The sequence below is a fragment of the Pseudomonas sp. JAI115 genome, from assembly GCF_014200835.1.
GTDB classification, from domain to species: domain Bacteria; phylum Pseudomonadota; class Gammaproteobacteria; order Pseudomonadales; family Pseudomonadaceae; genus Aquipseudomonas; species Aquipseudomonas putida_A.
Genome location: NZ_JACHCY010000013.1, coordinates 12,969 through 29,552 on the forward strand (window position 1 = coordinate 12,969; position 16,584 = coordinate 29,552).

Below are 16,584 nucleotides of genomic sequence, written 5' to 3' on the forward strand. Positions count from 1 at the left end.
CGGCACGATATTCCAGGTTCGGCGACCCACTGTTCGTTAGCGTTTTTCGTCGTCTCCAGCGTCCTTGGCGTCCATTTCGGCATTACGCTCTTCCACTCGTTTACGCTGTTCATCGGTCAGCTCAATCCTCTGCGCGATATCTCGCAGAATCAGCAAGCCTCCGATGATCGATAAAAACGCGATTGCCATAATCAACCAGGCATACCAAGGCATGACGCTCTCCTGTGTTCGTACGTTGTATTTCCGATCAAGCGCCCATTAATTGGTTGGGGCGCTCTTTCTTTAGTCTAGACCGGTGGCAGATGCGTCACCTTATATAAGGTGCCCTGTTCGATGGGTAAATACGAGAGCTTTAATTGTAGACGTTGACTTTCTCAAAGGGCCACTCTTGGTTTTTGTTTGGATCAAGTCATTGGTGCATATCAATGTCTGATAGATTTACTCGATCAGGTAGTAATTATTTGTGATTGGACAAAATAATTGCGTGGATATTAAGCTTTATTAATTACTATAAATAGAATCTCGCCTCGGTGGATTTTGGCTTTTTAGGCGTCGGGCTGGCATGATGATTCGCCAATCACTGATTAACATAATGTTTAGAGTTGTTGTGAATGAAATCTATTAGTTTCGCTGACAGAGCTCGCTTCTATGAGAGTAGGAATGGTAGTCGAGAGAGCGGCTTTGAGAAAAGCTTAAAGGGACTGATGAATTCTTACGGGAAAGGACTCGAAGATATAATAGAGTTGTTCAATCCTGCCACTTTCGATCGAGGTGATCATCTATTAGTCGAAGCTGAAAATGTTGGCTCCCCAAAAGCATATAGAGGCTCTCGGCTCCCTCATTCTGCAAAGAAAAGCAGGCTCGATGCTGGCATGCCATTTATTAGAGACTTAAAATATCGATCAGGAAAAGGGTTCTTATCTCATAAAAATGCTTTGTTTGATCTATGTCCGGAGTTGTTGTCGCTCGATGACGCTCAAGGTGAGAGACTGTTTCGCGACTTTATCCGCCATTATAATTACAGCGGCTTAGTTTTTGACTGGACTCAGCACCTTGTTCTTTACCGCTGGCTGAAAAACTCCCACTATGCTGGTGCGTTGGAAAAAGAACATTTGGAAGCTGTCATGACTGCTGCCATTTCTCTATGGTGCGAAAACGACAAAGGTGGTTTTCAAGGCTTGGCCTTAACTCATCGCGATAATCCGACAATTATGCAAGGGTGGAAAGGCTCTTTTGATAAAAGCTGCTCGATTTTGGAGGTCGTGCCGAATGGAGTTAGTATTTCTCCATCCAGTGATTTTGCTTTCTGCTTCCTGTCGGACGACGGCTGCGAGTCGCCAACGGAGTTTGAGACTCTAAAGTTAATCTAACTTGCTCTAAAGCGCTACGCAGCATTTGCCTGATTCTTAGCAGGTGCTTTAATAACCTGCTGGTTCTGTTGCTGGCAGAGAGGCTTTTTTAATTTATTGGGGTTTATTATGCTTGGCTGGGTTCGTAACGTTCGTGTCAGCACTAAGCTGGGGTTGGGTTTCGGCTTGGTGCTTATACTTTCACTTTTACTGGTTGTTACGGGGTGGGTGGCGGTTAACGTCCTCGCTTCACGAAGCGTAAAGGTAGAAAGTATTGCCCGCATCAACGACATGACGATGGAACTGCGAGTCGAGCGGGTTCGAATGGAGCTAAACCCTAAAGGGAATAGTGTTCAGCTACTCCTCAATACTCTTGATAAATTGGCAACTCACTTGAACGCTGCGCGAATCTTGCTGACCGTGCCTAGTGATGAAGCGCTAATTGATCAACAGAAAGAGGCCGTCAAGATGTATCGCGATGAGCTGGGTATTGTTGGGCAACCAGGTGCGGATCTGCCCTCAGCTTTTGCTCGGATGAGTACCCAGGGCGATATCTTGCTCGACACAACTCGTGAGTTGATAGCATCACAAGCGGCTAAAAGAGAGGCTGACTCATCCTTTGCTAAAACTCTTCTCGCGACCGTAGCAGTACTCGCTTTGCTTCTTGGCACAATTGTAGCTTGGATGATTACCCAGCAAATCGTTGCTCCACTTCGGCAGGCTCTCAAAGATGTTGATCGTATTGCATCGGGCGACTTGAGCCAAGATGTCGCCGCTGATCGTAGCGACGAATTGGGGCAATTGCAGAAAGGTCTGCAACAAATGACCACCAGCTTACGGAAGCTCATAAGTGGAATCACTGGCAGTGTGATCCAGATCGCAAGTGCAGCGGAAGAGTTGTCTGCAGTGACGAAGCATACGAGTACTGGGGTTAACAGTCAGAGAATTGAAACTGATCATGTCGCAACTGCAATGAATGAAATGACTTCAACTGTTCAGGAGGTCGCGCGTAGTGCCGAAGAGGCTTCAGAGGCAACCTTGATCGCGGATCAACAGGCACGCGAAGGTGACAATGTTGTCGGGGAGGCAATCGAGCAGATCGAACGCTTAGCATTGGAAATTGGAAGTTCTTCGGAGGCTGTAAGTCATCTGAAGGAGCAAAGCGATAAGATTGGTGGTGTATTGGATGTTATTAAGGCTGTCGCCCAGCAAACCAATTTGCTTGCACTTAATGCCGCCATCGAAGCTGCTAGGGCTGGTGAGGCAGGGCGAGGATTTGCGGTGGTTGCAGATGAGGTGCGAAGCTTAGCTTTACGTACCCAACAGTCCACCGAAGAAATTGAAGGTCTAGTGGCAGGAGTACAGACCGGCACAGATGCTGTGGCGGCGGGCATGAAGACGAGTTTGTTATTGAGTGAACACAGCGTAGAGTTCACACGCCGAGCAGGCACCTCATTGGAAAACATAACCAGTTCGGTTTCTACCATTCAATTAATGAATCAGCAGATTGCTGCTGCGGCAGAACAGCAGACAGCCGTCGCGGAGGAGATCAATCGCAGCGTGATTAACGTGCGTGATATTTCCGAGCAAACCGCAGGTGCGAGTGATGAAACTGCCTCTGCAAGTGTAGAGCTAGCACGCCTAGGTCATGAGCTTGAAGATTTGGTTGCGCGCTTCAAGGTCTGACTATTTGGCGATAATGGCTTTCCGATATCAGTCTGGCTTGGCTCATGCGCATTTGGGAGGAGGCGCGATGAGCCAGTACCTTTTGAGTTTTGAGATGAAACGTTTCATCAAGCTTGAAAAGTGATACAGCAGTAAGCAGCCGGCGAACACACCTTCCCGCTAATCCAACTAAGGACGATGGTGTCAGCGAAATTTACAACTGAGCCCATGGATATGCCCGCCGACACTGACACCGCTATAGCGCGGGTGATGGCCGTGGCCAAGCGAGCCCTTAGGCATTGAAACTATGCAGGTAAATGCCGGCACTGCCACCGCTGATGCGAATGCTGGCGGCAATTTTGAGCACGGACAGACCAGCGTTGAACCTTAAACGTAGTACCTCTCGGAGGTTACGCAGGGATACAGGACTGTCACCTCCAAGTCGCCAGCGTATCCCCCACAGGCATGGTGCACTACGATAGAACCCCGGCGAATGCCGAGGCCTGAAATAGATATACGTATCTTTCCGCCGAACCACGAGGTGATTTCATATCCCCTACCTATCGGAATAACGAAACACCTGCTTCAGAAACTCGACTTCTTCATTACTCAAATCATGTGTTGGCGAATATTCAACAGTCGACGATGATTTAGAGTTCAGCGCCGCCCTCCATGCGAGCTGCCAGATAGCCCAATCCCGGTTTGTGGACGCATCTAAATATCCACTCTTTGACCGATCCAGCAAGCTGCGAGGCTTGGAAGCCTCAAACTCATCTCGCATTCTCCTATCCATGGCCAGTTTCTTATCCTATTCAAGGTGTCAGCATCGTCACGTCTAATGCTAGACCTCATGTGAAAAAACGAGCATGGATAATTTGTATGATGTGCGTCTGTGCGGATGCGCCCGGTCAATCAAACATTGCGTGACTAATGGGAAATTGCACCGTACCTGACCACCCGATTGCATCAGCACTGACCAGGCGTTTGCATTGTGCTTGACCACACTGGCCCCCATTCGATAAGAGCGGAAACCAAGAAGGTGCAAGTATGGAAAGCGTGATGAATGTTCAGGTAACTGAAATGACAGGCGAAACATTGGAATTTTTTCGTACTGCTCTGGAGTCCGCCGGTTTACCAACTGACGACATCGATCTGCCGGGTCGGTCTTTTTTTCAGTTCGCGTTGGACGGCATAACCGTTGGATGGGGAGGGTTTGAAGCATATGGCGAGGATGGATTGCTAAGATCGATGGTCGTTAGCCCCGACCATCGTTCGAAAGGAGTCGGAAGCGCAACACTTAAGGTCATTGAGCGTTTTGCCGCTGATCGGCGTGTGACACGACTGCACCTGCTTACAACAAGCGCCTCGAGCTTCTTTGGGCAGCATGGGTACGAGGTGCGCCAACGAGGTGCCGAGCCGCTTCTGATCTCCCAAACAAGACAGTTTAGAGACCTGTGTCCTGCTTCTGCTTTCTACATGTACAAATCATTGTAAAAGCCCAGTCATCCGCATCAGCTCAGTCGGATTTGACTCGTTGCCACGTGGTTATGTCTGCACGATATTGCTGGTCAAGTCGACTGCACATGGGTGGTCAAGTCGGTGCAATTACTCAACTAAACCGGATGCCACCTGTGCGGTAGCAACTGATCGATTTCACTCGCCCGCTGCGTCGGCAGGTACGTGAGCACGTCTTTCAAATAAGCATACGGATCATGTCCGTTGAGGCGCGCAGACTGGATCAAACTCATGATCGCCGCCGCCCGTTTTCCGCTGCGTAGTGACCCGGCGAACAACCAATTGGAACGCCCAAGCGCCCAAGGCCTGATCGTGTTTTCGACCGGGTTATTGTCTATGGGCACAGCACCATCATCCAGGTAGCGCGTCAGCGCTACCCAGCGTTTCAAGCTGTAGTCCAGAGCCTTGGCCGTGGCCGATCCCTCGGGCACAAGGTCGCGCTGAGCCAGCATCCACTCACGCAACTTTCCTGCGATGGGTACCGCCACTTCCTGGCGTAATCGCCAGCGATCTTCATCGCTCATTTCTTTGGCTTGGCGCTCAACTTCGTACAACCCGCCAATCGAGTGAAGCGCCTGTTCTGCCAGCTGACTTTTATTCGCTGCATGAAGGTCGAAGAACTTACGGCGGGCGTGGGCCATGCAGCCGATTTCGGTTATGCCCAGCTCGAAGCTGGCCTTGTAACCCGCGAAATCATCGCAGACGAGCTTACCGTTCCATGTGCCCAGGAAGTTGCGTGCATGTTCGCCAGCGCGGCTGGGGCTGAAGTCGTAGACCACGGCCCTCAGTGCCGAGAACGGAGTGGTGCAGTAGGCCCATACATAGGCCCGATGCGTTTTCTTCTCGCCGGGCGCTAGCAGCTGCACGGGTGTTTCATCAGCGTGCACGACACGCTGAGCCAGCACTGCCTCGCGCAGTGCATCCACTAGCGGTTGCAGCTGCACGCCGGTTTGGCCTACCCACTGAGCCAGCGTCGAGCGCGGGATGGCCAGGCCTGCGCGGCCAAAGATCTTTTCTTGCCGGTACAGCGGCAGGTGGTCGGCGAACTTGGCCACCATTACATGGGCCAGCAGGCCGGCAGTAGGAATACCTTTGTCGATTACCTGGGATGGCACCGGCGCCTGAATCAGTGTTTCGCACTGACGGCAGGCCCACTTCCCACGCACATGTTGCTCAACGGTGAACACGCCCGGGGTGTAATCCAGCTTCTCGCTCACGTCTTCGCCGATGCGCTGAAGCTGGCAGCCGCAGGCGCACTGGGTGTTCTCTGGCTCGTGACGGATCACGGTACGTGAGAACTGCGGCGGCAGTGGAGCGCGCTTGGGCTGTTGCCGTGGCTCTGTTGCAGCAGGCTCAGGCCGAAGCGCGTTCAGTTCTGCCTCGATGGCTTCGAGGTCGGCGTTGAGCAGGTCATCCAGCAAGCTGCCTTGCGCCGGGCTGATTTGCTCGCTGCGCTTGGCGAACTTGTGGCGTTTGAGGATGGCGATCTCGTGAGAGAGCTGCTCGATGATCGTCTCGTCACGGTGGATCTTTCTGCCCATTGTGTCGACCTTCGACAGCAACTGCGCAGCGAATGCACGCAGTTGGTCGGCGGCCATTTGGTCGAGATTGGGCGAGGAAGTCATGCCGTGGATTTTACCAAAGCAGCCCGCCTGTCACAGCTAAAAGGCGAGGTTCAGAGTATTGTAATTGCACCGCCCGAACCGACCCGTTGCCATGGCAAGCCGAGCACCAGCGCTTGAAGTTGTTCGGCGTCGAGTTCGACTTCCAGACCTCGATGAATGCCAGGCCAATGAAATTTGCCCTGGTTCAGCCGCCGTGCGGCAAGCCAGATGCCCACGCCATCGTGCACGAGCACTTTCATCCGATTGGCGCGGCGGTTGGCGAATAGATAAGCGCAGTGCGGCTTCGCCGCACCGAATACTGCAACCACGCGGGCCAGCGCCGTCTCGGTACCGGCACGCATGTCCATGGGCTCGGTGGCGAGCCAGATCGCGTCGATGCGGATCATTGCGAGAGGCTACGGATAAAGCGTGCGCAGCCGTCTGGGTCTGAGGACGGCCATTTGATCGTGATGGGCTTGTCGCCCAGCGGCAACGTGATCACCACAGCCTCGTCAGTTGGCCGCTTGGCGGTCGCTTGTAGCGGCACGAATGCTGGCAGGGCTGCGTGGGCTTGGTCTCGATAAGTCGGTAGCCATTTGCGAATCACGTTGGCATTGATGCCGTGGCTGATGGCGACGCTGGAAACTGTGGCGCCCGGTTGCAGGCATTCCTGAACGACTTGGGCTTTGAAGGGTTTGGGATAAGAGCTTCGTTGGCGCATGGAATTCCTGGCGATAAGGGTAATCGCGTCCGCTAAAAAATATGCGGACACCATCGCCCTTAATGCTGGAGTACGGAAGGTGTATTCCCGGAACGCTTACATACAGCACCGGTAAAGCCAAGAAAGACTTGGGTCAAACCGAAAAATTGAGTCAATGCGATGCCGCAAATCCGCCGCAAGCTTCTCTGGCTCTTCGGCAGTCATCAACACTGGCTCATCCGGTATTGAAGCGTTTCTCGAACAGACCTCCAAAGCGCTGGGTACTCTCAAGCAGCGTGCGGTGAAAAGTGCGCAGTTGATCGACCAGTAACCGCGCCTCGCTCGCCATGGGCTCCTCGCGGGGGGTGAGGTTGGCAGCGTGCAGCTAGCGCAGGGCGACACGGTAATGTCGCTGATGACCGGTAGCGACCTGCCGCGAAGGACAGCCAGTGTCGATAAATGTCGCTTACGAGTAGCTGCTTCTGGCCTGCTATCCAGCCTTCACCGTCCACAGTTGATCTATCTTGGTCGTGTAACTCTGGCTCATTAGGTCTCGACGCATCGCCCATTCAGGCGCCGCAGGCACACTAGCTAACCGGACAACTCCCTTTCCCCAGCGGTTATTGATCTCATCTAGAACACTCATGACCTTTGGAGTGGTCTAATGAAACCGGACACCCATTTAGGCGAGAATGCTCGCCAGATAGAGGTATCTGATGACCAAGCAACGTCGTTCCTTTTCCGCTGAATTCAAACGCGAAGCCGCAGTTCTCGTGCTCGATCAAGGCTATAGCCATATCGAGGCCTGCCGGTCACTCGGGGTGTTCGAGTCTGCGTTGCGTCGCTGGGTGAACCAACTCCAGCAGTAGCGCAGCGGTGTTACTCCGCAGACAAAAGCGCTGGCGCCCGAGCAACAGAAGATCCAGGAGTTGGAAGCCCGGATCGCTCGTCTTGAGCGGGAGAAATCCATTTTAAAAATGGCTACCGCGCTCTTGATGTCGGAAGAGCACGCGCTGATTGATCAACTGAGCACCCAAGAGCCGGTTGATTGGCTTTGCGTGGTCTTTGATGTCACTCGCTCGTGCTACTACGCCCATCGCCTCAGACGTCGAACTCCGGACGCTGAACGACTTCGGTTACGCAGTCGAGTCAATGAGCTGTTCACGCAGAGTCGAAGCGCTGCCGGCAGCCGCAGCATCGTGTTGATGATGAAGGAAAATGGCGAGCAAATCGGACGATTCAAGGTGCGTGGCCTCATGCGGGAACTGGCGTTAGTCAGCAAACAACCTGGATCACATGCCTACAAACAAGCGACGGTTGAGCGACCAGATATTCCGAACATCTTGAATCGAGAGTTTGAAGTGCCGGCACCCAACCATGTCTGGTTTGGCGATATCACCTAAATCTGGGCTCAAGGGACATGGCATTACCTGGCTGTCGTGCTCGATCTCTACGCGCGCCGAATTGTGGGCTGGGCGCTGTCGAGCAAACCGGACTCGGACTTGGTGATCAAGGCTTTGGACATGGCTTACGAGCAGCGTGGCCGGCCTCAAGGACTGCTGTTTCACTCGGATCAGGGCTCGCAATACGGCAGTCGTCAGTTTCGCCAACGGCTGTGGCGTTACCGCATGCGCCAAAGCATGAGCCGTCGTGGAAACTGTTGGGATAATGCGCCGATGGAGCGCGTGTTTCGCAGTTTGAAAACTGAATGGATACCGACCGTGGGCTACATGACGGCTCAAGAAGCGCACCGAGACATCAGTCATTACCCGATGCATCGGTACAACTGGATTCGACCGCACCAGTTCAACGATGGGCTGGCCCCGGCTCAGGCCGAGAAAAAACTTAACGTCGTGTCCGGGATTAGTTGACCACTACACTCGCGCGAAGCGCCTAGCATGGCAAGTAGAAGTGAGGTATGTATCTCTGATCTCACACTGGCAGGAGGCCGAAATGAGGTTGCAGAGCGATATTGATGCGCTAGCAGCGATCGAAGAGGACGCGAAAGCAATGCTAAAACGGGTAGGGCTGCCCGACGACGAACAGAAACTTGAGGTTGTCGTTTTCCTTCGACAAATAATCGACCTGGCAACTTACATGGAGTCGGCTGACCGATTCCTTGAGACGTCAATTATCGCTTGAGTGGCTCTGTTTGAATCAGGAATGGTTTGTCTCGTGTGTCTGCTTCTGTAGATGCGATAAAAGCGCGTCGCCCAGATCGAGCAGCGCCTCACGCAGTCGCTGATCTTCACGAGCATCGCCCGAATCCGGCTCGAATGTTTGCGCATGCCGAAGCAAAGCTTCGGCGTCGTTTGTGTTGAGATCAAAAGTGATCATGTCGATCCTCCACAAAGGGGCGCATTAGCTGACGAACCCATGATTGAGCCTATCGAGTTCTGCTTTCATGGCTTCATATCCCACTCGACTTTGAGCCATTTGCAACCGCGAGCAATCACCGGTTTCAACTGTCGGCTGGTTCAGCCAATGATCGGCTTTCTTTTTGTTGCCAAAAATCTGCTCGGCTAGGCGATGGATAAGTTCTGGCGTCGTTGAGTCTTGGCCGTGATTTTGTTTTGAATCCATGAAAGGCACCTCCTTCAAAGCATTCGCTTCAGACTTTGAAAAATCTCAGCCATCAGGCCAAGAGTCTTCGTCATTTTTAAAGGCATTGAGAGGGTGATGGGTATATGGTCAGCGCATTATAATGCGCCAAGCCCCCTCATTTCTTGGCTTCTAGCGCAATATAATGCGCTGATGTATCACCAAAGTACTCCCTCCAAGCGCTCGCTGATGGGCCTAGCAAGACACCTCTACCCTCAGCCCGAATCTGAAAATCTCTTGAATCCGCGAGAAGGCCTGCGTCATTGATTTTCGCTTGGTTGCCAAATGCCCATTGGCCTCGGTCTGGACTCATCTCAACCTGATTCACTTTATTGGCTCTAGGAATGTGTGCCGCTGTGCGCTCGTTTTAATTGGACGTGGAGGCTGATGCGGGGGCCTTTGCGCAATATTCGCGAAACGCCTTGATGCCGCGCGTGATGATCAGCATTGGCTTGATCATGTAGCGATAGCTGACGAACAAATTGAGTGCGATCCAGCCCAATTGGTAGGACGAGCCGTGGAAGCCCCGATGGTTAGCGCTGTTCTCCCAGAAACCATAGGCAACGAAGATCGTGAAGATGGCGACCATCAGAGGCAGGATGCTGAGCCTTCCCAGGGAGACAGCAATGAACGGGATATTGACGACCGAGCGGACTGGTTCTCCGTCGACCTGAATCGCCCAGATTCTGTTGACCTTGTCTTTGCCGTATTGGGAGGTCACTCGAACTCGATCACCCGCCTTTATATGCGCATCAAGCGTATCCGGGATTTCGAGCGTTTCGAGTTTCTTGCCGTCAATTTTCCAGTAGTGGTAGCTGACCATGTCCCCGCCGAAGCCACGCGATTTTTCGTCGAGTCGCCCGTCTGTGATCTGCATTTCCTTCATTTTGATCCCTGTCCTTGCGTTTGGAGTGATGGCAAAAGGATATTTCTGTCGAATGCTAAGGAATACTTAGTATCTGCTCAAGCCCAATCTAAGAATCTCTTAGCCTTTCGGCGATGAGAAATGACGACGTTCAGCAAGCGTTTGAAAGAGGCGCGCAAGGCAAGAGGGATATCCCAGGAACGCTTGGGAATAGATGCCGGGATTGAGCCAGCGTCGGCGTCGGCAAGGATGAATCAGTACGAGAAGGGGGTTCATCAGCCAGGTGACAACGTCGTGAAGCAGATCGCTGCCGTCCTGAATTTACCGGTGCCGTACTTTTACTGCGAGGACGATGAGACGGCGCATTTGCTGCAGTGCTTTCATTCATTGAAAGCTGAGGATCGCAAGGATGTGGTTGATCTGGTTGAGCGGCTGGCCTTCAATCACTGATTGAAGGTTGGACAAAGTTTGTCGCGTTGCCCACGCTGGTGAGGCAAACAATCGCGTTGCGTTCGGCCTGCCATTTTCTGTAATCCCACTCCGATCGGCTTGTTCTATGATTGGCTCCTGATCATTGACTGGAGCACCGCTATTGGATCGTGCAAAGACAATGTCACTCGCGGAGCGTGAGGGGCTGCAATCGGTAATTGATAACGCACGAAAGCATGCCGAAGCGGGTTATCCAGACTTTACGGAGAGTGATCCTGCTACGTTCGATGCGGACTTTGTTATCAATAAAGAGCGAGAAGGGATGAGTGTCGCTCAGGCGCTTGAGGCACTCGTCGCATTCAAGCGCAGCCGCAAACCTTGAGCCGTACTTGCTGTTAACTTTAGGATTGGGTGTTTTGGCTCTTTCAGACACTTAATAGCTTCATCAGTCGTCCACCTTTATAACAATTCCGGCCTTAGTCCCAGAGTTCACATGACTCATGGGCGTGTGAGCGATTGTTCAGGGCATCCGGTGCATTAGAGCCCCCCACCGTCGAGCCAACGAGCGTCTGTCTATAGACGCCTGGAGTTCGAGGCTCGCCTCGCCGTGTGATCGTCACGTTGAAACCCCTGGCAATGCCTGCGCGCCTTCGTATCGAGCCTTGAGTCGCCAGCTAGAGCGTCTCGCTATTCATGATACGGATTGCGATAAAAAAAACGCTAAAGACGGATCCAAAAAAGTTGCCATGGCTACATGTTGTGCTTTAATTCTATAAAATGCACATCATGTGGTGTTTTTCATGAATAGATCGAGCATTCAACAAGACGTCGCCCTGTTGCACCGGGAAATTTGGAAGCAGAAGGAAATGCTGTGGCCCGATCAGCAGCTAATGCCCCTACAAATGCTGGAACCCGATGCGGCAGCGTACCTGCTTGATGTTGAATACTTGATGCTTCCAAACTTGGGATCCTCCAGATTCATGCGCTCTGGCCGAGGCCCTGGCATCGCAGGGCTTATTGATCGCCAAGCCAACAAGATTGCCATCTCGATGGCCTACCCTGAGCAAGTTCAGCGTTTCACCGGCGCTCACGAAGTGGGACACTTCATGCTTCACGAGGGCCAAATCATGCACCGTGACCGTCCACTGGACGGCTCTGCCAATGCGGGTCATAGATCAGATATTGAACGCGAAGCGGATTATTTCGCGGCATGCTTTCTCATGCCGCCGAACCTTCTGACGGCACATTTTGAAGCGCAGTTTGGATGCAAAGGCGCCTTCAAGTTTACCGAGACGACATCCTTCTACCTGAGCCATAACGATCCCGACTCCTTGCAATATGCTTCGCAGGGCTCCCTGGATCGCGAGTTCGCCTTGGCTCGCTGTGAAAACTTCGGCAGCCGAAGAATGAATTCACTGGCAAAACAATTTCGGGTCTCCGACAGCGCGATGGCGCTTCGAATCAAAGAATTGGGGTTGGTGCTGTGGCCATGACATCCAACCAGGAGATCGGCATGAATATTCCCGAACAACACACCATTCAATGCCCTCAATGCGGTGGTATTGAATTCGAGCAGCCGCAGGTTTTGAGCGATGGTGATTGGGTCACCTGCGTGACTTGCACGCAGTCTTTTCCATTGGGCGACATCCGTCAGGTGGGGATCGACCAAGCGATGGAGGTCGTGATTCCCGAAATCAAAGCTGAGGTTCAAAAAATGCTGGAAGGCCTGTTCAAGGGCAAGTTCAAATGACCTTGTATGAGACGTTGACGCTATTGGCGTCTCTCCTCGCTCTCGTGGTGTCCACCGTGTCTTTGGTTCGCGGTCGTAAATTGGGTCATGTGCAGGAAGATCTGGCCAAGATCACCTCAGAGCTCGCTCTGCGACAAATCGATTCACTCGAAACCGCCAAGCTGGAGAAAGCGGTTCCGCAGCTGGGCGTGCATATCAAGAGCTTGGCCAAAACAAGCTATTTCATCATCACGAACACGGGGCAGGGGAGCGCTTTCGATGTTGATCTGGAATTGATCGACTGTCCCGATAATCCGTTGGTCACGGCGCGTAATCTCTTGCCATGTCCCGAGCTCAAGCCTCGTAGCACTGTGAAACTCTTGGCGAGTTTTAATCTGTCGAGCCCGCTTCGGTACCAGGTCAAGTTGAGATGGACGACGGAGAATGGGAGAGGGGAATCCGAGGTTTTTTGGGTTTCTCAGGCATAGCGCTGAACTTTAGGGCCATGACATTCAGACGGCTGCCTATGTGAATGAGGGGTGCGCCTCTCTCTACAAGTGCCGATCTTGCAGATAATCCTCTACCGCAATCAGCAGAGCTCGTTCCGAAAGGTCGGCATTAAGGATATCTGCGCGAGGTCAGCCAGGTAGCGCGGCAGCTAGTAAGCCATCCCGCGATGTGTTGCAACTGGACTGGAGAAGACGCACTAGTGGATCGCACCTGCCAGAGTTCATCTTGCTAGGTGTTGCCAGCGTTCTCTCAGTCAGTAGAGGGAGGCCCATAAATATGTATTAGAGCGCCGAGTGCAGTCGTACATGCCAAAATGGCCATGAATAAAGGCGGTTGAGCCGCTTGAGGCCCCTCTGCCAAGGCATAGACCAAAACGGCTATTACCAACGTCAACGCAACCGCAATTTTACCCATGTCCGATTTCCTGAAGGGTAGTGGCTTATTGAGGTTATGGTGCCACTACGCGACCGAGCGTAGCTGAGCAATATGACAGTTGTATATCTCGATCGTGGCTACGGAAACCGGCATGCTTAGCATGCTGTGTTCCGCAGCTAATCGAATCTCCCATCCCCTGTTCAGCGCAGTCTTACCAGGAATTCCAGTGGTATCGCGTGCCTCCATTGCGTTGCCAAGCAGTATCTCCTCGGAACTGACTGAAGGCGAGTTCTGAGCCGAAAGGTGTCGCATTGATAACCGCCAACCTCCAATGGACGGCAATCTTCACGGCCAGGTTTGACACTAAATCGAAGGTGATGGATTCCCTGTCCTCCACGACATCGTGACAGAGCTCTTTAGCGCAAAGCTTGCTCTGATGATGGCCACAGCTCTGCAGGGCTGATCTGGGACTACGGCAATTTGAGCTAAAGACTTATTTTTGAGTTCATGAGTTTTCTTTAGGGCGAATAAAGCTGACAAATGGTGTGGATAGGAAGAAAAAAACTGAAAAAGAAAAGCAAAAAATGCTAGCAGTTTTGGCTGCATCAGTTACAGCTTTGAGTGCTTCCAATGATGCGCTAGACGTCTTAATTTTATGCTGAGCGATAAGGCATTCAGCTCGGTAGCTAGAAAGCGTTCTGCAGTCTGTCTGATCCAAAACGAGCTGAGTGTTTGCTTCAAATTTATACTTTTCGGTGTATGCGTCAATTTCTTTGTCATATAACGTCAATGCGGTTTGCGAAATTCCAATCAAGTAAACTCCTATTGAAACAGTGCCGGCTTTAAATAGCCCAGAGTAGGTGGATTTGTCAAAGATTGTGGAGAGAAGCTTTACCACTCCTGAGGCGGAGCTCGTCGTTGGAGTGATTTCAGACTGTGCGACTTTTGAGGGTGGTGGCAGGGTATTCATTTAGCTTCTCCATCAGGGGGGGATTAAATTTTTGAGTAACTTTAAAAAATACTAGCTAAACGGTAGAGAAGATAAATAACACATAGGGCTCGCTTTATCCGCTACGAGTTAGAGGTACTGTTCTTTGATTCACGTGATAGGCTGAAAAAATCTTCTCACGCTCCCCCACAATTATGAAGAGCAGTGGTTTGTTTAGGGACAAGCCGAGTTTTTTCCACTCGTTGTAGTCGATGCCAGAAGGTGATGGATTGAATTGTGGGTGTGTATGCCAGTCTCCCAGGTAATCAATGCGGCCCTGGCTATCTTCCCAAGCCCTTGTCACGGCAAGCTGATGACCAGGATCCAAGCGTTCAAAACTGACCCGTGAGCTTCGATCTAGGGGCATGGGTACTGTCGCGCGCAAGACATGAAGGTGCTGACCTGATCGATATCCCATCAGCGTACCTCCAGCTTCGTGCTTCGTTTTACTGTCTTGGCGATAAGCACATATGACGTCCAGAACATTGCTTTCGACGAGGATGTACATCCCCTGTAGCTCCGGGGCCGTGAGAATTATTGCTTCGCGCATGCGGGACAGTTACTCAGCGGTGTAATGTCTTGGTTCTTTATTTTGCGGGTGTCTGCGTTTTCCACTGCTCTGGTTCGAAACCTAGGGCTTGGGCTGCCATTCTTTTTCCAGTCAATCAACATGTCTGCGACCAAGGCAGCAGCAGATAGCGATGCGGACACTGCGTACGGTGTAAAATGTTGGCAAGCGCGAAATCCCTTTTCGACATCGTTATTGAGCACTGGAAATCGTTCCGTCATTTCGTTCCCAGGGGCATACCGCCGCAAGCAGCGGAAGCAACCGTGTTTCAATGAGTCAGTCCATAACGCTTGAACACATTCGCCATTACCCTTGATCCATGCATGCAAGATAGGAGGAAACGTCCTTTCATTGCTAATGCGTAGCGCATTCAACATTTCTGAAAGTGGTTCTTCACCGGTCGCATTGATGATGAGATCGAAGCTGGAGTAATCGAGCTTGGGTGTTATTGCGATAGGCCGAGACTCGATGTTGCTGTAGGGGAACTGCAAATCAAGCTCATCCTTCAAGGCTTGAGTTTTACGCTTGAGCAGCGCGTTAAACCCGAGAGCGTGGCGACCTATGTTTTCAGGCGCCAAAAACTGACTGTCGATCAACGTGAGCAGGCCGCCCTCTGTACCAGCGCCCAGTCGCGTCAATGCTTGAGCGACATATCCTCCGACCGAACCACACCCAAGTAGTGCGATTTTCAGCCCGGACAGCCCGTTTTTCAGTGAGCCCGACAGGTTTCGCGTGTGTACAAAGTTCGCACTGAGATCTGTCGTAAGGAGACGTAATATCTGCTCTGATCCGCCGACTCGATGGAGATATTGAAAGTATGCTTTACCCGCAAATTTACGGCTCCCCGCAGCCCCCTTGGTAGTTGCTTTGGTGATGTAACGCTTGTTGACTGTAAAGCCAAATCCGATCCACCCTACAGGCGAATCAACCAGTATATAAATTCGGCTTGAGTTCAAAATCGACGTGTCAGCTTCAATCCGCCTTTGCACTGCGGCATAGAGTGAGTTGTCCCACGTTTTCAGCCAAGTCAACGTCTCCTTGACTGTCCAAGGGAGCGCAACGGATGTGTCCGGTAGCGCAGTCGTCCGGAAAAGCCAGCAAGATTGTGTTTCAAGTGGTTGGACGCTTGCACCCCAAGAAAGGGCGATCCGATCCGCAGCTTCTTTGCTGTTTGTAATGATGTCGCCAAATGGCCCTTTGGGGGACAGTCTGTATACCTTAGCTGTGTCGTTTGCTGATGTTAGTTCAGACAATCCAATTGGGAGCAGTGTCCCCGCGCTCGATCCGGCCCAATAGGACTGAAACTCTGCTTGGATGTCAGCTTGGCTTTTTGCGGGGTTGCTGATGAGTTGGTCGATAAGGCTTGTGGCTTGCTGCAAGCAAAAAGCGACTGCTCCAGCCGGATTGTATCGATCGAGCACTACAGATCCTTCAGCCAAGTAGCAAAAGTCGCCACCGACTACTGAGTGCGCCATTCGAATCGGCAAAAAAGAAGGCTTCTCTGTAATCTGGATTTTCGGGTAGACAAGAAAATTCCAATCGGCCACGGCCAATTCAATGGGAACTGGCCCGGCGATGGACGTCAATGTTCCAAGAAAACGGCGCACCCCATTCTTGGTCGGACGGGTTTTGAAACCCAGTCCATGCATGTAGCGAAGCACATCGCCAAGGCCTTCAAATTCCATA

20 protein-coding genes and 2 pseudogenes are annotated in these 16,584 nt (G+C 52.0%); 11 read left to right on the plus strand and 11 right to left on the minus strand.

The genetic code is table 11. The features are described from left to right. Positions 1 to 36: 36 nt before the first annotated feature. Entirely contained in the window at positions 37 to 213 is a 177-nt protein-coding gene (locus tag HDC30_RS22800; protein ID WP_183785067.1) for a DUF2897 family protein, read from the minus strand. 398 nt (positions 214 to 611) lie between these two features. On the opposite strand from HDC30_RS22800, the gene HDC30_RS22805 reads away from it, so the two are divergent. The 3 genes from HDC30_RS22805 to arsN2 all read left to right on the plus strand — a co-directional run bounded on the left by HDC30_RS22805 (position 612) and on the right by arsN2 (position 4,508). After that, complete coding sequence (locus HDC30_RS22805; RefSeq protein WP_183785069.1) at positions 612 to 1,370, plus strand: hypothetical protein; 759 nt, start codon at positions 612 to 614, stop codon at positions 1,368 to 1,370. A gap of 108 nt (positions 1,371 to 1,478) precedes the next feature. Continuing rightward, positions 1,479 to 3,035, plus strand: coding sequence for a methyl-accepting chemotaxis protein (locus HDC30_RS22810; protein WP_183785071.1), 1,557 nt, complete (start codon positions 1,479 to 1,481; stop codon positions 3,033 to 3,035). A 1,026-nt stretch (positions 3,036 to 4,061) separates the two neighbouring features. Then, positions 4,062 to 4,508: an arsenic resistance N-acetyltransferase ArsN2 gene (gene arsN2 / locus HDC30_RS22815; protein WP_183785073.1), complete on the plus strand. Its 447-nt coding sequence runs from the start codon at positions 4,062 to 4,064 to the stop codon at positions 4,506 to 4,508. Between the two features lie 119 nt (positions 4,509 to 4,627). Here arsN2 and tnpC read toward each other — a convergent pair whose 3' ends face one another. From tnpC to tnpA, 3 genes are read right to left on the minus strand one after another with little or no spacing between them, the layout of a single operon-like run. Further along, positions 4,628 to 6,154, minus strand: coding sequence for an IS66 family transposase (tnpC, locus tag HDC30_RS22820; RefSeq protein ID WP_183785075.1), 1,527 nt, complete (start codon positions 6,152 to 6,154; stop codon positions 4,628 to 4,630). A gap of 50 nt (positions 6,155 to 6,204) precedes the next feature. Further along, positions 6,205 to 6,540 carry an IS66 family insertion sequence element accessory protein TnpB gene (tnpB, locus tag HDC30_RS29230; protein WP_183785077.1) on the minus strand — a complete coding sequence of 112 codons (336 nt, stop codon included), beginning with the start codon at positions 6,538 to 6,540 and terminating at the stop codon, positions 6,205 to 6,207. Next, positions 6,537 to 6,854 carry an IS66-like element accessory protein TnpA gene (gene tnpA / locus HDC30_RS22830; protein ID WP_183785079.1) on the minus strand — a complete coding sequence of 106 codons (318 nt, stop codon included), beginning with the start codon at positions 6,852 to 6,854 and terminating at the stop codon, positions 6,537 to 6,539. Before tnpA ends, tnpB begins: the two co-directional genes overlap by 4 nt. A 154-nt stretch (positions 6,855 to 7,008) precedes the next feature. Here tnpA and HDC30_RS29640 point away from each other — a divergent pair, with 154 nt between their 5' ends. Beyond that, a complete protein-coding gene (locus HDC30_RS29640) occupies positions 7,009 to 7,164 on the plus strand; it encodes a hypothetical protein (protein ID WP_221303488.1) in 156 nt (51 codons plus the stop codon). Between the two features lie 159 nt (positions 7,165 to 7,323). Here HDC30_RS29640 and HDC30_RS22840 read toward each other — a convergent pair. Continuing rightward, a pseudogene (locus tag HDC30_RS22840) lies at positions 7,324 to 7,494 on the minus strand (DUF4113 domain-containing protein); the annotation flags it as partial. A 55-nt stretch (positions 7,495 to 7,549) separates the two neighbouring features. Between HDC30_RS22840 and HDC30_RS22845 the strand changes: the two are divergent. Together HDC30_RS22845 and HDC30_RS22850 are read left to right on the plus strand one after the other, a co-directional pair. Further along, positions 7,550 to 8,704: pseudogene (locus HDC30_RS22845) on the plus strand (IS3 family transposase). Positions 8,705 to 8,786: 82 nt separating this feature from the next. After that, positions 8,787 to 8,975 (plus strand): hypothetical protein, encoded by a 189-nt coding sequence (locus tag HDC30_RS22850; protein ID WP_183785081.1) that lies wholly within the window; start codon positions 8,787 to 8,789, stop codon positions 8,973 to 8,975. A 15-nt stretch (positions 8,976 to 8,990) separates the two neighbouring features. On the opposite strand, the gene HDC30_RS22855 is transcribed toward HDC30_RS22850, so the two are convergent. The 3 genes from HDC30_RS22855 to HDC30_RS22865 all read right to left on the minus strand — a co-directional run bounded on the left by HDC30_RS22855 (position 8,991) and on the right by HDC30_RS22865 (position 10,320). Continuing rightward, positions 8,991 to 9,170, minus strand: a complete 180-nt coding sequence (locus HDC30_RS22855) for a hypothetical protein (RefSeq protein WP_183785083.1) — start codon at positions 9,168 to 9,170, stop codon at positions 8,991 to 8,993. A 24-nt stretch (positions 9,171 to 9,194) separates the two neighbouring features. Further along, the gene (locus HDC30_RS22860; RefSeq protein ID WP_183785085.1) at positions 9,195 to 9,416 is read right to left on the minus strand and encodes an antitoxin Xre/MbcA/ParS toxin-binding domain-containing protein; all 222 of its coding nucleotides are present in this window, start codon (positions 9,414 to 9,416) and stop codon (positions 9,195 to 9,197) included. 385 nt (positions 9,417 to 9,801) lie between these two features. Further along, positions 9,802 to 10,320, minus strand: coding sequence for a hypothetical protein (locus tag HDC30_RS22865; RefSeq protein WP_183785087.1), 519 nt, complete (start codon positions 10,318 to 10,320; stop codon positions 9,802 to 9,804). 120 nt (positions 10,321 to 10,440) lie between these two features. Between HDC30_RS22865 and HDC30_RS22870 the strand changes: the two genes are divergently transcribed. The 5 genes from HDC30_RS22870 (at position 10,441) to HDC30_RS22890 (ending at position 12,945) form a co-directional block, all read left to right on the plus strand. Continuing rightward, positions 10,441 to 10,749: a helix-turn-helix domain-containing protein gene (locus tag HDC30_RS22870; RefSeq protein ID WP_183785089.1), complete on the plus strand. Its 309-nt coding sequence runs from the start codon at positions 10,441 to 10,443 to the stop codon at positions 10,747 to 10,749. Positions 10,750 to 10,891: 142 nt separating this feature from the next. Further along, positions 10,892 to 11,110: a hypothetical protein gene (locus HDC30_RS22875; protein ID WP_183785229.1), complete on the plus strand. Its 219-nt coding sequence runs from the start codon at positions 10,892 to 10,894 to the stop codon at positions 11,108 to 11,110. 418 nt (positions 11,111 to 11,528) lie between these two features. Next, complete coding sequence (locus HDC30_RS22880) at positions 11,529 to 12,221, plus strand: ImmA/IrrE family metallo-endopeptidase (RefSeq protein WP_183785091.1); 693 nt, start codon at positions 11,529 to 11,531, stop codon at positions 12,219 to 12,221. Positions 12,222 to 12,241: 20 nt separating this feature from the next. Continuing rightward, the gene (locus HDC30_RS22885) at positions 12,242 to 12,478 is read left to right on the plus strand and encodes a hypothetical protein (protein ID WP_183785094.1); all 237 of its coding nucleotides are present in this window, start codon (positions 12,242 to 12,244) and stop codon (positions 12,476 to 12,478) included. Next, positions 12,475 to 12,945, plus strand: coding sequence for a hypothetical protein (locus HDC30_RS22890; RefSeq protein ID WP_183785096.1), 471 nt, complete (start codon positions 12,475 to 12,477; stop codon positions 12,943 to 12,945). Before HDC30_RS22885 ends, HDC30_RS22890 begins: the two co-directional genes overlap by 4 nt. 902 nt (positions 12,946 to 13,847) lie before the next feature. On the opposite strand, the gene HDC30_RS22895 is transcribed toward HDC30_RS22890, so the two are convergent. The 3 genes from HDC30_RS22895 to HDC30_RS22905 form a co-directional block, all read right to left on the minus strand. Then, positions 13,848 to 14,312 carry a hypothetical protein gene (locus tag HDC30_RS22895; protein ID WP_183785098.1) on the minus strand — a complete coding sequence of 155 codons (465 nt, stop codon included), beginning with the start codon at positions 14,310 to 14,312 and terminating at the stop codon, positions 13,848 to 13,850. Between the two features lie 94 nt (positions 14,313 to 14,406). Further along, positions 14,407 to 14,838, minus strand: coding sequence for a Mov34/MPN/PAD-1 family protein (locus HDC30_RS22900; protein ID WP_183785100.1), 432 nt, complete (start codon positions 14,836 to 14,838; stop codon positions 14,407 to 14,409). Between the two features lie 26 nt (positions 14,839 to 14,864). Beyond that, the gene (locus tag HDC30_RS22905) at positions 14,865 to 16,583 is read right to left on the minus strand and encodes a ThiF family adenylyltransferase (protein ID WP_183785102.1); all 1,719 of its coding nucleotides are present in this window, start codon (positions 16,581 to 16,583) and stop codon (positions 14,865 to 14,867) included. Position 16,584: the final 1 nt, after the last annotated feature.

Coding starts and splice junctions, on each gene's coding strand:
- tnpC (WP_183785075.1), bottom strand. CDS start 6,154: ATGACTTCCTCGCCCAATCTCGACCAAATGGCCGCCGACCAACTGCGT.
- HDC30_RS22810 (WP_183785071.1), top strand. CDS start 1,479: ATGCTTGGCTGGGTTCGTAACGTTCGTGTCAGCACTAAGCTGGGGTTG.
- tnpA (WP_183785079.1), bottom strand. CDS start 6,854: ATGCGCCAACGAAGCTCTTATCCCAAACCCTTCAAAGCCCAAGTCGTT.
- HDC30_RS22855 (WP_183785083.1), bottom strand. CDS start 9,170: ATGATCACTTTTGATCTCAACACAAACGACGCCGAAGCTTTGCTTCGG.
- tnpB (WP_183785077.1), bottom strand. CDS start 6,540: ATGATCCGCATCGACGCGATCTGGCTCGCCACCGAGCCCATGGACATG.
- HDC30_RS22880 (WP_183785091.1), top strand. CDS start 11,529: ATGAATAGATCGAGCATTCAACAAGACGTCGCCCTGTTGCACCGGGAA.
- arsN2 (WP_183785073.1), top strand. CDS start 4,062: ATGGAAAGCGTGATGAATGTTCAGGTAACTGAAATGACAGGCGAAACA.
- HDC30_RS29640 (WP_221303488.1), top strand. CDS start 7,009: ATGCGATGCCGCAAATCCGCCGCAAGCTTCTCTGGCTCTTCGGCAGTC.
- HDC30_RS22905 (WP_183785102.1), bottom strand. CDS start 16,583: ATGGAATTTGAAGGCCTTGGCGATGTGCTTCGCTACATGCATGGACTG.
- HDC30_RS22805 (WP_183785069.1), top strand. CDS start 612: ATGAAATCTATTAGTTTCGCTGACAGAGCTCGCTTCTATGAGAGTAGG.
- HDC30_RS22870 (WP_183785089.1), top strand. CDS start 10,441: ATGACGACGTTCAGCAAGCGTTTGAAAGAGGCGCGCAAGGCAAGAGGG.
- HDC30_RS22850 (WP_183785081.1), top strand. CDS start 8,787: ATGAGGTTGCAGAGCGATATTGATGCGCTAGCAGCGATCGAAGAGGAC.
- HDC30_RS22860 (WP_183785085.1), bottom strand. CDS start 9,416: ATGGATTCAAAACAAAATCACGGCCAAGACTCAACGACGCCAGAACTT.
- HDC30_RS22895 (WP_183785098.1), bottom strand. CDS start 14,312: ATGAATACCCTGCCACCACCCTCAAAAGTCGCACAGTCTGAAATCACT.
- HDC30_RS22800 (WP_183785067.1), bottom strand. CDS start 213: ATGCCTTGGTATGCCTGGTTGATTATGGCAATCGCGTTTTTATCGATC.
- HDC30_RS22885 (WP_183785094.1), top strand. CDS start 12,242: ATGAATATTCCCGAACAACACACCATTCAATGCCCTCAATGCGGTGGT.
- HDC30_RS22900 (WP_183785100.1), bottom strand. CDS start 14,838: ATGTACATCCTCGTCGAAAGCAATGTTCTGGACGTCATATGTGCTTAT.
- HDC30_RS22865 (WP_183785087.1), bottom strand. CDS start 10,320: ATGAAGGAAATGCAGATCACAGACGGGCGACTCGACGAAAAATCGCGT.
- HDC30_RS22890 (WP_183785096.1), top strand. CDS start 12,475: ATGACCTTGTATGAGACGTTGACGCTATTGGCGTCTCTCCTCGCTCTC.